This window comes from Rheinheimera tangshanensis (genome assembly GCF_014645135.1).
GTDB classification, from domain to species: domain Bacteria; phylum Pseudomonadota; class Gammaproteobacteria; order Enterobacterales; family Alteromonadaceae; genus Pararheinheimera; species Pararheinheimera tangshanensis.
The window spans coordinates 14,571-28,769 of record NZ_BMLH01000010.1 but is presented as its reverse complement, the minus strand read 5'-3'; the positions used below and the strand labels follow the sequence as shown (position 1 = coordinate 28,769).

Below are 14,199 nucleotides of genomic sequence, written 5' to 3'. Positions count from 1 at the left end.
GGATGATGAACAATGAAAAAATGGCTTTTGATAGTAACAGCTCTTGGTCTTGCGGCTTGTTCTGACAAAGAAGTAGCGGATGTCAGCTTAGGTATGTTCACCACCAAAGACATTAAAATTCAGACCTTTAACGATCCGAAAATCCCCGGTGTGACTTGTCATATCAGCCATGTCGAAGCCGATCTGGACTTTGCTGACCCATCCGATATGTCCATTGCCTGCCGTCAGACCGGAGAAATCACCGCAGCCATGTTGCAGGGCATAGATCAATCCAAAAACGGCGAAGTGATATTCAGTACCTCAAAAAGCATTTTGTTTAAGCACTTAAAAATTCGCCGTATTCTGGATAGCAGCAGCCAAACCTTGTTGTATTTGTCGTATTCCACCAAAGAAAGCACCGGCAGCTATAAACATTCGCTGACCAGCGTGCCACTTTGGGGCACAGCTGCCTGGCAAGACAAAACGCCAGCTAAAACACCTTAAGTTTTTACCGGAAACTCTTTATCGGTCAGTACCTTAACTTTATCGCCTTGAGTTAAGGTGTCGCCGCCCCGGATCACGATTTGCTCACCCGCTGACAACTCTGCATCCACAGCGATGAGTTTGCCCATGCCCTGGCCTAACTGTACGGCTTTTTGTTGAGCCTTTTGCTCGTTATCAACCACAAACACAAACTGCCCCTCACTTTTGACGACCACAGCATCACGCGGCACTAACAACTGCTGACGAGCTATAGCTGTAGGTACAGCGACAGAGACTAACTGTCCGACCTGAAAGTTTGCCAGCAGTTGCTCTGGTACTTTGATGCGGGCTTCAAAAGTTTGCGAGCGCATATCAGAGACAGGGATCAGATTGCGCACTGGCAAATGACTTTCGCCGCCGCTATGAAACACTTGAAGTAGCTGATTTTGCTGTAAAAAAGCGGCATATTTCAGCGGCGCGAATACCACTACTTCCAAGTCGCTTAAATTCACCAGCCGCACCAGCGCGTCAGTCCTGCTGATGTCTTCACCATACTGATGAAAACGCTGCGCCACCACACCGGCAAAAGGAGCTTTGACTGAGCTGCGGTCAATTTGATCCTGTAGCTGCGCCAGTTGAGCACGCAATAATTTCAGTTCAGCTTCGGCGCTGTCGCGCTCAGCACTGATCTGATCCAGTTGAGTCAGAGCTACACTATTGTTTTTACTCAGCTCCAGCAAACGGGCAGCATCTTTTTGCAATCTCTTCCACTGAATATCAGCTCTGCTGATGCGGGCGTTCATCTCATCAACGCGTAGTTGCAAAGGTGTTGTGTCCAGGCGGGCTATCACGTCATTTTGTTGAATTTGCGAACCTGGTTCAGCCAACCACAATAAACGACCTTCTACCCCGGCTGTCACATCCGCCTGATACCGGCTTTGCACCTGAGCTGTCACCATAGTATGAGGCAGCATCACTTGTTGCTGCACCTGCGCCACACTCACCACTTTTTCCGGCGGAGTCTGCGCGACCAGGTAAGGAGAACAAAATAAAGCCGTAGTCAGGACCCATTTATAAAGTTGCATCAGAGATCTCCATAGGAATGGCAGCCCGGTCGCTTTGCTGGACTGCAGAAGTCAAACGTAATAAGGCCGGAATCAGGATCAGACTAAACAGCATGCTAAAGGTCATACCCCCTACGATCACAGCGGCTAAACCCCGGTATATTTCAGAACCTACTCCTGGCACCAGTACCAGAGGTAACATGCCAAAAATGCTGGTTAAAGTACTCATAAAAATAGGTCTGGAGCGGGTCAGAATGGCCTGATATAAGGCTTGATCCAGAGTCAGCCCCTGACGCTGGCTTTGCCGGCACTGGTCAACTAACAAAATGGCATTATTGACCACCAGCCCCAGCAAAATCACAAAACCTATCATGGTCAACAGATCAAGCGACTGAAAAGTCACCAGATTGAGTAGTCGCAGCGCCACCACACCACCCAAAATAGCCATAGGCATGGTCAGAACCACCAGTACACTGTCCCTGGAAGAACGAAATAATGCAGCCATCAACAGGAATAGGATAAATACAGCCACCGCAAAGTTTTTACCCATCTCCGTCATCGCATGCGACAAACGGTCGGCATTGCCGCGAAACTGCACTGAAATTTGTTCCGGCATGTCGTCACGCAACGGCGTCATCAGCTCACGCTGTAAAATTTGCATGGCTTCATCCAGCGGCATAGTGGCAGGTGGGGTGATTTGTAAACTGATAGTCCGCAAACCATTGACCCTCTGCAATGACGTGGGACCTGTAGTGTAATTCAGCTCACTTAGCTGGCCTAAAGTCTGGCCACCTGAGCCTGGTGTGTACAAAGGTGTTGCCGTCAGTTGCTCCGGAGTTTGCCAGCCCTGGCCTTTAAGGATAATGTCCATCCGTTCATTGCCATCAAAGTACTCGCCGATATAAATACCGTCGGTAACAGCACGCACCATATTGGCAACGGTGAAACGGTCCACGCCACTTTGCGCTATGCGGTTTTCATCCGGCAGTAAGCGCAGTTCTGGCTGAGCCAGGGCCAAATCAGGCACAGGTCGTACTGTGGCTCCAGGCAGTAATTGCTCAATTTTTGGCATAGCGTCAGCGGCCTGCTGCATCAGTTGTGGTACATCCGGCCCCTGAAAATCTAAGTTCAACTCACGACCGCTGCCAAAACCAAAGTTAAATAACGAGCCTTGTACACTAAAAGTATTGGTATCTGGCAGACCAACCAGAATTTCTTCCCGCAATAATTTGATCATATCCTCTATACTGTCCGGGTCTTCGGCATAGACAAAAAGTACGTTAAAACCTCTGTTGATCGACAGGTTATAGCCCTTGATCGCCGGGTATTTTTTCTCCTGATAATAAGGCCGTAAGCGGCTGACCAAAAGATCACCAATCTCCTGCTCCAGAACCTGCATATTGGCGCCCGGAGGCAATGAGAAGCCTGAAAACACAGTATCGATAGAGGCCTGAGGCAAAAAATCAGCCTTGGGTAATAACAACCCAATAAACAGCACAGCACCAGGCACAAACAAACCAACCCATACCAAAGCCTTTTTCCGGCTCAGGGTCAGATAGCTCATGCGGGTTGCCAGTTTTTGCCAGAACAGCAGCACTGTGTCCTGGCCGGCTTGAGGTTTTAACCAATACAAAGAAGCAACAGGTAAGACTGTTAAAGCCACCAATAAAGAGGCAGTTACAGCCACAGCCAAGGTAAGAGCTAAATCATAAAACAGCTGCCCTTCGACGCCCTGCATAAATAACACCGGAACAAAAATAGCTATTGTAGTTGCTGTGGAGGCCCAAAGCGCACTACTGACCTGAGCAGTGCCTTTTTTCACCGCCTGCTCTAGCACGACCCCCTGTTGCAATAAGCGCACTATGTTTTCTTGCACTATAATGGCAGCGTCTAACACCATACCGACCGCAAAAGCCAGCCCAGCCAACGACACCACATTCAATGAACGGCCAAATAAATCCAGCACCATAATCGACATCATCAAAGACACCGGAATGGTTAAACCAATCAGCAGAGTGGCCTGCCAGCCACGTAAAAACAGATACAAAATACCCAGAGCTAAGGCGATACCCAACATCAGATTGCCGTTGACCAGCTCTATAGCTCTTTTGATATGGACTGAAGCGTCAAAACTCAGCACTATTTCAATGCCTTTGTTTTGCAACTCGTTTTGATTTAAGTCAGCTATTTCCTTATTCAGCGCATCCAAAATTTCGACAGTGTTCGAACCTGCAGCGCGCTGCAAAGTAATATAAAAGGCCGGATAACCGTTACGTTTGGTAAAACCAGCCTGTTCAGCATAATCAATTTTTACTTCGGCCACTTCATGCAAATACACAGGCCTGTCATTCTGATAAGCCACCACTATTTGCTCGTACTGCGTCGGATCATACTGCCCAACAAAGCGTACTGTGTACTCGCGACGACCTACTTCAGCAAAACCACCAGAAACGTTACTGGCACGACCTATACGTGCACTCAGTTGATCGACCGACAAGCCCAGAGCGGCCAGACGATAAGGGTCAAAGACTATATGTAATTCTTTAGCACGGCGGCTGGCTAAATCGACTTGGGACACTCCTGCTATAGCTTTTAATCTTGGATAGACCACATCATCAATCACCGGTTGTAAGGCGGTAAAATCTGCGTCCGCATTTTCATCCAGCTTGCGGATCAACAAACTGGCGACAGGGCCAGCACCACTGTTCAGTGAAACCACAGGTTCGGCGGCTTCTCGTGGCCTCGGAGGTGCCTGATTTAGCGCATTAATGACATTCAGCATGGCTTGCTGCATATCCTGACCTACGTCAAAAGTCAGGGTAATAAAACCAAAACCAGCACCAATAAAGCTGCTGCTTTCGGTGACACCAGGCACAGTGCGCAGTGCAGCCTCCTGCGGCTCAATGATGGTAGATTCCATTTCTTCAGGAGCAGCGGCCCGCCAGCCATTTTGAATAAAAATTTGCGGTTGTTCTATTGAAGGTAAAAGCTGGACTGGTAACTTAGCCACGGCAAGCAGACCAAATAACACCATAATCAGACTGACCACCACCACAGCGGCCGGATTTTTTATACTGCTTCGGGTTAAGTTCATCACTCTGTTCTACTCTATTCAGGGACAAGATAACTGATTACCAGTGTACCCAGCGCTGTGACAGGCTCCACTGAGCTGTGACCAGCGGTGGTGAATACAGGTTGGCATAGCGTTTTTCCAGTCAATTCAGTTTTGGTAAAGCAGACAGTTTTTAAACTACGGCACAATACATTGCCCTGCACGACGGACAGATGGAGAAAGTTGATGATAAAACCCGTGATACTCAGCCTGAGCGCCTGCCTTGTTTTGGTGGCTTGTGGACCTGCACCAACAGAGACCTCGGTGCCAACTCAACCTTTGACTCAGAGCCCAACAGCACAGACAGACACTGCAGCTGCACCAGATAAAAGCAACAGCGCTAACTCTTTGGATTGGGCTGGAGAATACAAAGGTGTAGTGCCTTGCGCCGACTGTGAAGGCATTGAAACTTCGTTAACCTTAAATATGGACCAAAGTTATCAGCTCAGCACCATATATCTTGGCAAAGATGCTACAGCCTTTAAACAAAAAGGTCAGTTTGAGTGGGATGCCAATGGCTCTGTGATTCGTTTGCTCAACCAGAAAGATGGTCCGGCTTTGTATAAAGTAGGTGAGAATCAGTTGTTCCAGTTGGATATACAAGGTCAGGTTATCAGTGGTGACTTGGCCGAAAACTATAAGCTGAAGAAACAAAATAAAACAGAACCGACTCTGACTGGCGTGCGCTGGAAACTAATGGAAATCATGGGACAAAGGGTCGCAGCGACAGAACCGGATATGACACCTTATCTGCAGTTTGGTGAAGATGGCAGGGTCAGCGGCTTCGCTGGCTGTAATCAGTTCACCGGAGCTTATGAAACAGAAGGGCTGCGACTGACCTTTAAACCTATGGCTACGACAGAAAAAGCCTGTCTGAACGCTTCGGTCGAGCAGCAGTTTTTGACCACCCTACAAGGTGTGGACAACTACAGTCTGAATGACTCTGGTTTAGCCTTTTATAAAGCGCGTACTGCTGCATTATTGCGTTTTAGCGAAGCCCAACCTTAGAGTCAAAGGGGTGCTCAGAATAAAAAGGCCATTGTGCAGCCCAAAAGGGTTTGCGATGATGGCCTTTTAGCTGATGGATCTACCCTGATGTCTTACCACGCTTTCACTCCAAAAGACGCCGCAGTTTTCGCCGACAAGCATAGCGATTTATTTGGCGATCACAGCCAGTTGAGTGCAGAACAACTGGACACCACAGGCCTGAATCAAGTGTTCCGGGTTAAAAACAACAGAGGCACCAGCCTTATCGTCAAACAAGCCCTACCCGAACACTCAGGGTTAACCCAACATTGGCCGGTCAGCTTACATAGGGCTCAAATTGAAGCCGATGTTTTAAAACATCATGCCAAAATTTGCCCTGAGTATCTGGTAGAAGTTTTCTATTATGATCAGGAGCTTGCAGCTTTATTGTTAGAAGATTTATCCGACTGCGCTGTGCTTCGTAACGTTTTTCAGAGCGATCAACAACCAGAACATATTGGGCTACATCTGGGCCGTTATCTGGCAAAAACCAGTTTTTACAGCAGCGACTTTGTGCTGACTGGTCCGGTAAAAAAAGCACGACAACTACAGTTTAACAACCCGGAACTTTGTTTGGTAACCGAAGATCTGGTCTTTACCGATCCCTACTGCAACCATGAACGCAACAGCCTGAGCGTAGCACAACTGCCAGAATTGCGGGAGCTATGGCTGAATGAGGCACTGCAGGCCGAAGTAGCTCAGTTAAAAGCAGACTATCTGACTAAACCTCAAGTCTTACTGCATGGAGATTTGCATTGCGGTAACCTGCTAATTAGCCATGAAGAATATAAAGTGATAGGTGCAGAATTTGGCTGTTACGGTCCAGCTGGCTTTGACACTGGTACTTTTATTGCCAGCCTTATTTTGAATTTCATGGTGCAAAGCGCCGCCAAAAAAACTCAGGCTCAGCAATATTTCTCCAGTCAAATTAACTTATTTTGGCAGGAGTTCTCGACTGTATTCAACGCTTTGATGCAAAAGGAAACCAAGGATCAGAGTTTTCAGAATGCCATGTATCAACAACATTTCTTACAGCAGTTGTGGCAGGACACTGTAGGTTATGTTGGCTGCGAGTTGATCCGCCGGACCATTGGCTGGGCACAGGCTGAGGAGTTGAAAAAATTACCGGATAGCAGTTTTAAAATTCAGACTCAGCGACAACTTTTGGCGCTGGGTCAGGATTTCATCATGCACCGTCGGCACATGACACCAGAGCAGTTGCTGGCAAAACTAGCTCAACAGATTTGAACTCTGGCGGCCGAAAAACTAAGTCACCTCTGCACGACGAAGTGATACAGTTGCAGGATGAAGCTGCTGAAATTCGCGGGTGATATCGGTCAGTTGGCCTTGCTGTAGTAATAAAATTCGATCTGCAGTCAAAATAGTCTCAGGCCTGTGAGCCACTATGATGCGACTGATCTGCAACTGACGAATAGCCTGATTCACACGAGCCTCCAGCATCACATCCAGGTGACTGGTGGCCTCATCAAGCACTAAAACCCTGGGCTTGTGATACAAAGCTCTGGCCAACAACAAACGCTGTTGCTGGCCACCAGACAAAGCTGAGCCCATATCGCCAATCAGCGTATTGTAGCCCATGGGCATAGCCACAATATCCTGATGAATAGCGGCAAGTTCGGCACAATGCATCACATGCTGTACCTCAGGTTTTGGGCTAAAGAAGCTAATATTGTCCATGATCGAACCTGATAACAGCTGATCATTCTGCATCACAGCCGCAATTTGACTACGATAATGTTGCAGGCCGAAGCTGGTTAACTCCATACCATCCACCAGCACTTTGCCCTGCTGCGCACTGATAAATCCAAGAATCACTTTTAGCAAACTAGTTTTGCCTATACCTGAAGGACCAACGATAGCAACACTTTCACCGGGTGATAGCTTAAAATTTAGCTGGTTGAACAACCAAGGCTCCTGCTCCGACTGACGAAAACTCAAATCACGCAATTCAATATGGCCCTGTAACGACAAGTACGGCTGGGTTTCGCCTGATTTTTCAGTTTCAGTAAGCGCAATATCGGCCAGACGTTGTAAATGCAGCTCCAACATCCTGAACTCAACCCAATGATCAATAAAAGCGGAGGCTCTTTGAGTGAACTGACTTTTGTAGCTGGCAAAAGCGAACAACATGCCAACGCTAAATGTATGACCAAGCACAGCCAAAGCCGCCAGATAAATCACAATAATATGCTCAATACCAAATAACAGCTGATGTACTGCTTGCAGCGATATTTGCCAGCGGCCCAGCCTGAAGTGTTGATCTACAGATGTTGAATACTGATTTTGCCACAAGCTTAAACGTTGGCTTTGTTTTGAAAACAACTGCAACGACTGAATGGCCCTAATACTCTCCATAAAGCTGGATTGTTCTTTCGCCTGAGCGACAATACTTTGCTCTGTGCATTGTTTTAGTGGTGCGTAAAAAATTAATCTCATTAAGGCATAAAGTAACACCGCCGTTAGCACCACAGCAGCTAGTACAGGCTGATACACAAAAAGTAACACCAATACCGCAGATGCCATCAAGCCATCAATTAAAGCCTCTATCAGGCTAGTGGTCAGTAATTCCCGTAGTTGCTGTAACGAGCCAAAACGCGACACTATATCGCCCATATGGCGCTTTTCAAAAAAGCCAAGCGGCAAATGCAACAAGTGCCGGAACAGATTGGTCGCCAGTTGCAGATTCAGTACAGAACCCAAATGCAGTACCAGCCAGCTGCGTAGTATATTGGTCAGTATTTGCAGGAACAGTAATAAGCCGAAACCAAACGCCAACACATACAATAAATCCAAATCCCGGCTCACCAACACTTCATCAACAACCAGTTGCATGTAATAAGGCGCGACCAGCAGAAAAAACTGCAGCACTACCGACATGAACAGGATCCGCATTAAAGCAGGCCATAATCCGGATGCAGAGGACCAGAACTGCCGAATACTTAATGTCTGCCGATGATCTGTTTTTTCAAACCCAGCTGTGGGAGTCAGCTCCAGTGCAATACCAGTAAAGCATTGATCAACATCAGCGGACTTTAAATCTCTCTTACCAAAAGCCGGATCAAGAATTTGGATAGCCTGACCTTTCACTTTGATCAGCACCACAAAATGACTCATCTGCCAATGCAAAATACAAGGCAGTTTCAGTTGTGACAGTTCATCAGGTTCCAATCGTAAAGCTCGGGCAGCCAACCCTAACTGATCTGCCAACTGCATCAGATGCTGCAAAGTCGCACCTTTGAGGGAGAGTGGGTAACGCTGACGCAAACTAGCCATATCGGTCTTATAACCATAAGCACCAGCCACCATGGCCAGACAAGCCAAACCACATTCTGCGGCTTCAGATTGATAGATGATTTGCATAACAACAGTTCCACTGATAAAAAACTTATAAATGTGTTGTGTTAATGGCCTGATTCATTCCGAAAGTTATGTCTCTCACTACCTCGTACATGAGTAAAAAAGAACAATGTAAAAGCCTACGATTTGTCCAAGTTTGAACACAGGTATCAGCTCAAGCTCTGCAAATCCAATGACTCAATGCAATATAGTTATCCATGGAGAACACTCAGAACCAAAATATATATATTTACAGCACCCTAGCTATGAAAAAGCTCTTTATCTCTCCATGTTAAGGTCCGAATAAAGCCAGGTTCTGTTAGAAAAATAATTTCCCGATCAAGCCAATAACAATGAATATAAAAGCAACACTGGTAATTGCACCTGATAGAGCATCCGTCGAATACGAGATATTGTTTAAATCATCCAATTTTTTAATCGGCGATCTATAAAAGTCTGGGTCTTTTGGTCCTAGAGCTAACACTAGTGAAGTCCCTAGAGAGGATAGAAATCCCCATATATCGTTTATTGATATGGCATGCATAGAAAGCAAAAACATAGCAAATGCCGCGCTATAAAGGATGACGAGGACCTCTTTTTCAGTCATTTTAGACTTTAAGCTTTTCATAATCCCTCCTCTCTAAAAGGGAGATGAATGTCTTCATCCCCCAAGTCAAAACTAAAAGAACATTGAGTCAATCAAACTGGCGATCTTCTTCTGAATAAGAGTATTACTATTCAGAAATTCACCAATCATATACCCAGCACTAAAGGCTGCACCAACAGCCCCCCAACCTTTAAATGTAGTCAGGGCCAATCTAGCAGACATACCGGGCCATACATCTGTTGGGGGTTTAAAGCCACCACTTACTTCGTTCACTTGTTCACATGTTAACTCTTTCATTTTTGAGCTCCTTTCATTAATTAGACTCTGACATCGCCAGAGCCATCATTCTGTGCCTCACTGCAAGTACACAGCATGATTTAAATCTGAAAACGTCCCTTTAAGCTGACCAATGGTTCCAACAACCAACTCAATACTGAACGCTGTTCCAGTACGATATCTGCATTTAATAACATACCGGCTTGCAATGGCAGTTGCTCACCGTAAGCCTCAATAAACTGTTGGTTCAGGCGCACTTGCACTTGATACACAGGTTCCTGAATGCGTACAGGGCTATCAGGGTCTTGTGCCATCAACACGGCTTTTGACAGCTGACTTACTTCTCCCTGATACAAACCAAAACGCTGATAAGGAAAGGCATCAAATCGGAGCCAGGTTGTCTGGCCAGGCTGGATAAAACCAAAAGCACGGGTTGGAACTAATAATTGAGCGTACAAAACACCAGCTTCAGGTAATAGCTGCATCAGCACCTGAGAACCCTGTAATTGCTGCCCCTGAGCTACCACCAAATTAGTCACCCGACCTGAAACCGGAGCCGTTAACAGCACTTCCCCCCGGGCCATTAGTTCGGTCTTTTGTTGTTCAAACTGCAGTTGTTCGGCTTTGAGTTGTTGCAACTGGCGCTGGAGATCCACAGGCAGAGTCTGACGCTGGTGCTCCCACTGGATTTGTTGTTGGCGAATAGATTGAGCTAAAGTTTGTACCTCGGCTAGCTGTTGCTGCAGCATCAGATGTTGATCTTGTTGTTGCTCTAATTGCAGTCTGGGTAAATGCCCTTTGAGCGCAAGCTTCTGTTGAGAAGCCAAACGTTCGGCTTGTAAGTCGATACGCTCAGTAAGTAACTTCTGCTGGCGTTGATTATCTGATAATTGTTGTTTGACGTTATTAATTTGCACCGCAAGTTGCTGGTCTTGCTGCTCAAAACTCTGAATCAGTTCCTGCTGTTTTTGGCTGTTTAATACCAGTTGACGTGTCAGACTACTTTGCAAATGACTCGTCAAGCTCTGTCCTGCCGCCAGAAATTCATCACTGCTCAATAAAGCCAACTTTTGACCAGCCTCAACCTGAGCTCCATCCTGCACATAAAGCTGGGTAAGCACGGCTGAACGTTGACTCTGAATACGGACCACACCAGTGGAAGGCTTTAGATATCCCTGTACCGTCTCTTTACGGGAAAAATTAGCCTGATGTAAAAACAACAGCAGACTAGACACAATCAAAATTAAGCAAAAGCACAAAACCGAGCTGCTGACAGGCTGAACAACACTGACCTTCCCCTCGAGCCGCTGTTGCTGCGCCTGCACAGCTTTAACTCTAAATAAAGCTTGTTCTGTCGCCATACAGTGAAACTCCATGCAGTTTTTAAACTGCCAAAAGATTTTCCACTTTGTGTCGACAGGCTTACACCCAACACCGCTGAAAACTGAAATTAGAAGTAAAAACCAAGTGTAGTAGAGCCAAAAAAATAAACAAATAATTAACATAAAATATGTAATTAGTGCGGGGCGGAAAAAGCTGAAGCTTCCATTCGGTCTGTCACCGGATACGAAAAAGCATGGACCAGCCCGCAGATATTGAATATTCAAAGCGAGAACCAACAGAAATAATGGTTTTACTTTCGGCTGTATAGCTCAGCGATACAAGCCTGATAGCAAGTCACAATCCGCTTCTGCTCTGCTCCCCCCTCTCACCAAACCGATAGCACAACTAATACAGCCCTTTTTCAGCTAAAAATATCAACCTGACGAAGTTATCATCAGGTAAACCAGACCTTGCTTAAGTAGATAATGTACAAATAACCTACAGCAAACTGATGATTATTAGCCATTTTATCCACCAAATCGGCAAAAGTAGCTGCAAAATGCTATAGTAGCGTACAAGTTATCAGGCAAACACTGTGGTCACTCCAGAGTTTGTAGGGTTCGCTTTGATAACTATCCGCAGGACGCACCAGAAAATACATAACAGCCTAAAACTAAGGTAAAACATTGATGAAAACATGCAAAAAGTCTGTTCTGGCATTGAGTATTCAGGCCAGTCTGCTCGCTGCAGCCGTGGGTCTTTCTCCTGCTTTATTCGCGCAGGAAAGTGACAAAGATCAGGCTGCTGAAGAGACAAAATTGGAACGCATTATGGTGACGGCACAGAAACGTGTGCAAAGCACCCAGGAAGTTCCTATCTCTATTGCAACTTTAAGCGGTGAGAAATTCGACGCTTTGTTTGCAGGTGGCGAGGACATTCAGGCTTTATCTGGCAAGATCCCAGGTTTATACGCTGAGTCATCAAACGGCCGTGCTGCACCGCGTTTTTATATTCGTGGTTTGGGAAACACAGATTTTGACCTGGCCGCTTCTCAGCCAGTTTCTGTGATTATGGATGACGTGGTAATGGAAAACGTGATCCTCAAAAGCTTCCCGTTATTTGATATCGAACAAGCTGAAGTGATCCGTGGCCCGCAAGGCACCTTGTTTGGCCGCAATACCACAGCAGGTATTGTGAAATTTAATTCAGTGAAACCGACACAGGACTTCGAAGCTTATACCAAAGCAACAGTGGGCAGCTTCGGCACTATTAACCTAGAAGGTGCTGCAGGTGGTGGTTTAACGGACGAGTTATCTGCCCGTATTTCTTTGATGAACCAAAACCGTGATGACTGGGTCGATAACGGTTTTACCGGCGAAAAAGATTTCACTGGTGGTCATGACGAAAAAGCAGGCCGTCTGCAGTTCTTATATGACACTGATGCCTTTTCAGCCTTGTTGAACGTGCATGGTCGTAAACTGGATGGCACCTCATCTTTATTCAGAGCCAATATTCTGACTCCGGGCAGCAATGAGCTGAACGAAAATTATGATCGCGATACCGTCTATTACGACAAAGGCGATGGCAACTTCCAGAAATATGACAACTTCGGTACGTCGTTAACGTTCGAATTCGCGTTAAAAGACATGACCTTGACCATGATTTCAGCAATGGAAAAAGCCGACGGTAAAGGCAAAGGTGATATCGATGGTGGTCACCGTATCGATGCTAACTTTGACAACATCCCTGAACAAATGGGTCCAGGTTTTATTCCTTTTGATGCCGTAACTGAAGATCAGTTGAACGATTTAGAGCAGTACACTCAGGAAATACGTTTAGCCAGCGATACCAACGAGGCTTTAGAGTGGCAGGTGGGTGCTTTCTACTTTGACTCTTCTTTTGGTGTGACTAGTGTTGATGGTTACTACGGTGCAACCACTGTCTACCATGGCAACGAGAGTTGGGCTGTATTTGGTCAATCTACTTACAATCTAACTGACCGCTGGGATATCACTGGTGGTGTTCGTTACACTTATGATGAAAAAACCTTCTGGGTCGGTCAGCAAAACGTGGATGGTTTTGCGTTAGTGACTGGAGATGCCAGTATCCAGAATTACGATCCTCTCAAAGTCGACGATGGCCAGGTGAGCTGGGAATTAAGCAGCAACTATCGCCTGACCGATACCACCAGCGTTTTTGGTCGTGTTGCCAGCGGTTTCCGTGCTCAGTCGATTCAAGGTCGTGATGTTGCCTTCGAAAAAGCGCCTTCAGTCGCTGATTCAGAAACTATCACTTCATTTGAAGTAGGTGCTAAGTCTGACTTACTGGACGATTCACTGCGTCTGAACGGTGCGCTGTTTTATTACACCATTGACGATATTCAGTTATCCGCTATTGGTGGTGAAACTCAGGGCAATCAGTTGATTAATGCCGACAAAGGCGTGGGTTATGGTTTCGAAGTGGATGCTGAATGGCGTGCCACCAAGAGCCTGGTGGTAGGTGGTGGTTTCAGTTACAACAATACTGAACTGAAGGACCAAAACTTACTGGTTGCTCCGTGCGGTTCAGGTGCCTGCACACCAACAGACCCAGCTGGTGGTAATGGTTTAGTCTTTATTGACGGCAATCCGTTCCCGCAAGCTCCTGAAACTATTCTGACGGTGAACGCCCGTTACGATATTCCGGTTAGCACAGGTGAGATTTATATTTATGGTGATGTAGCCCGTCAGGGTGATACCAACCTGTTCCTGTATGAATCTATGGAATACCGCACCAATGGTAACTTCGAAGCTGGTTTACGTATTGGTTATCTGAACTTCGATAACAACTACGAAGTGGCTTTATTTGGCCGCAATATTACCGACGAAGAAAACTTAAAAGGTGCTATCGATTTCAACAACCTGACAGGTTTTGTTAACGAACCTCGTATCATCGGTGTTGAGTTTAAAAAGAACTTTTTCTAAGTTGTAATT

Annotated in this window: 10 protein-coding genes; 4 read left to right on the top strand and 6 right to left on the bottom strand. The window is 46.2% G+C overall.

Annotated features, from left to right (window positions below; genetic code table 11):
* The first annotated feature begins 12 nt into the window (after window positions 1-12).
* Entirely contained in the window at window positions 13-483 is a 471-nt protein-coding gene (locus IEW88_RS15745) for a CreA family protein (RefSeq protein ID WP_147904991.1), read from the top strand.
* Here the strand turns inward: IEW88_RS15745 and IEW88_RS15740 are convergent.
* Both IEW88_RS15740 and IEW88_RS15735 read right to left on the bottom strand, forming a co-directional pair.
* Complete coding sequence (locus tag IEW88_RS15740) at window positions 480-1,547, bottom strand: efflux RND transporter periplasmic adaptor subunit (RefSeq protein ID WP_147904990.1); 1,068 nt, start codon at window positions 1,545-1,547, stop codon at window positions 480-482. The two genes, IEW88_RS15745 and IEW88_RS15740, sit on opposite strands and share 4 nt — an antisense overlap.
* A complete protein-coding gene (locus IEW88_RS15735; protein WP_147904989.1) occupies window positions 1,534-4,620 on the bottom strand; it encodes an efflux RND transporter permease subunit in 3,087 nt (1,028 codons plus the stop codon). The genes IEW88_RS15740 and IEW88_RS15735 overlap by 14 nt, the downstream gene beginning before the upstream one ends.
* A 204-nt stretch (window positions 4,621-4,824) precedes the next feature.
* On the opposite strand from IEW88_RS15735, the gene IEW88_RS15730 reads away from it, so the two are divergent.
* Window positions 4,825-5,646 (top strand): copper resistance protein NlpE N-terminal domain-containing protein, encoded by an 822-nt coding sequence (locus IEW88_RS15730; protein WP_147904988.1) that lies wholly within the window; start codon window positions 4,825-4,827, stop codon window positions 5,644-5,646.
* 87 nt (window positions 5,647-5,733) lie between these two features.
* Window positions 5,734-6,912, top strand: coding sequence for an S-methyl-5-thioribose kinase (mtnK, locus tag IEW88_RS15725; RefSeq protein ID WP_229670551.1), 1,179 nt, complete (start codon window positions 5,734-5,736; stop codon window positions 6,910-6,912).
* Between the two features lie 18 nt (window positions 6,913-6,930).
* Here mtnK and IEW88_RS15720 read toward each other — a convergent pair whose 3' ends face one another.
* From IEW88_RS15720 to IEW88_RS15705, 4 genes are all read right to left on the bottom strand, one after another.
* A complete protein-coding gene (locus tag IEW88_RS15720) occupies window positions 6,931-9,045 on the bottom strand; it encodes a peptidase domain-containing ABC transporter (RefSeq protein WP_147904987.1) in 2,115 nt (704 codons plus the stop codon).
* A 295-nt stretch (window positions 9,046-9,340) separates the two neighbouring features.
* Window positions 9,341-9,649 (bottom strand): hypothetical protein, encoded by a 309-nt coding sequence (locus IEW88_RS15715; RefSeq protein ID WP_147904986.1) that lies wholly within the window; start codon window positions 9,647-9,649, stop codon window positions 9,341-9,343.
* Between the two features lie 51 nt (window positions 9,650-9,700).
* Window positions 9,701-9,925, bottom strand: a complete 225-nt coding sequence (locus IEW88_RS15710) for a hypothetical protein (protein WP_147904985.1) — start codon at window positions 9,923-9,925, stop codon at window positions 9,701-9,703.
* An 80-nt stretch (window positions 9,926-10,005) separates the two neighbouring features.
* Window positions 10,006-11,265, bottom strand: a complete 1,260-nt coding sequence (locus IEW88_RS15705; RefSeq protein WP_185148636.1) for a beta-barrel domain-containing protein — start codon at window positions 11,263-11,265, stop codon at window positions 10,006-10,008.
* Window positions 11,266-11,916: 651 nt separating this feature from the next.
* On the opposite strand from IEW88_RS15705, the gene IEW88_RS15700 reads away from it, so the two are divergent.
* Window positions 11,917-14,190, top strand: coding sequence for a TonB-dependent receptor (locus IEW88_RS15700; RefSeq protein ID WP_147904983.1), 2,274 nt, complete (start codon window positions 11,917-11,919; stop codon window positions 14,188-14,190).
* Window positions 14,191-14,199 lie beyond the last annotated feature (9 nt).

What these genes read in the sequence shown, in the direction of transcription:
- IEW88_RS15745 (WP_147904991.1), top strand. Translation starts at nt 13, where the DNA reads ATGAAAAAATGGCTTTTGATAGTAACAGCTCTTGGTCTTGCGGCTTGT.
- IEW88_RS15740 (WP_147904990.1), bottom strand. Translation starts at nt 1,547, where the DNA reads ATGCAACTTTATAAATGGGTCCTGACTACGGCTTTATTTTGTTCTCCT.
- IEW88_RS15735 (WP_147904989.1), bottom strand. Translation starts at nt 4,620, where the DNA reads ATGAACTTAACCCGAAGCAGTATAAAAAATCCGGCCGCTGTGGTGGTG.
- IEW88_RS15730 (WP_147904988.1), top strand. Translation starts at nt 4,825, where the DNA reads ATGATAAAACCCGTGATACTCAGCCTGAGCGCCTGCCTTGTTTTGGTG.
- mtnK (WP_229670551.1), top strand. Translation starts at nt 5,734, where the DNA reads ATGTCTTACCACGCTTTCACTCCAAAAGACGCCGCAGTTTTCGCCGAC.
- IEW88_RS15720 (WP_147904987.1), bottom strand. Translation starts at nt 9,045, where the DNA reads ATGCAAATCATCTATCAATCTGAAGCCGCAGAATGTGGTTTGGCTTGT.
- IEW88_RS15715 (WP_147904986.1), bottom strand. Translation starts at nt 9,649, where the DNA reads ATGAAAAGCTTAAAGTCTAAAATGACTGAAAAAGAGGTCCTCGTCATC.
- IEW88_RS15710 (WP_147904985.1), bottom strand. Translation starts at nt 9,925, where the DNA reads ATGAAAGAGTTAACATGTGAACAAGTGAACGAAGTAAGTGGTGGCTTT.
- IEW88_RS15705 (WP_185148636.1), bottom strand. Translation starts at nt 11,265, where the DNA reads ATGGCGACAGAACAAGCTTTATTTAGAGTTAAAGCTGTGCAGGCGCAG.
- IEW88_RS15700 (WP_147904983.1), top strand. Translation starts at nt 11,917, where the DNA reads ATGAAAACATGCAAAAAGTCTGTTCTGGCATTGAGTATTCAGGCCAGT.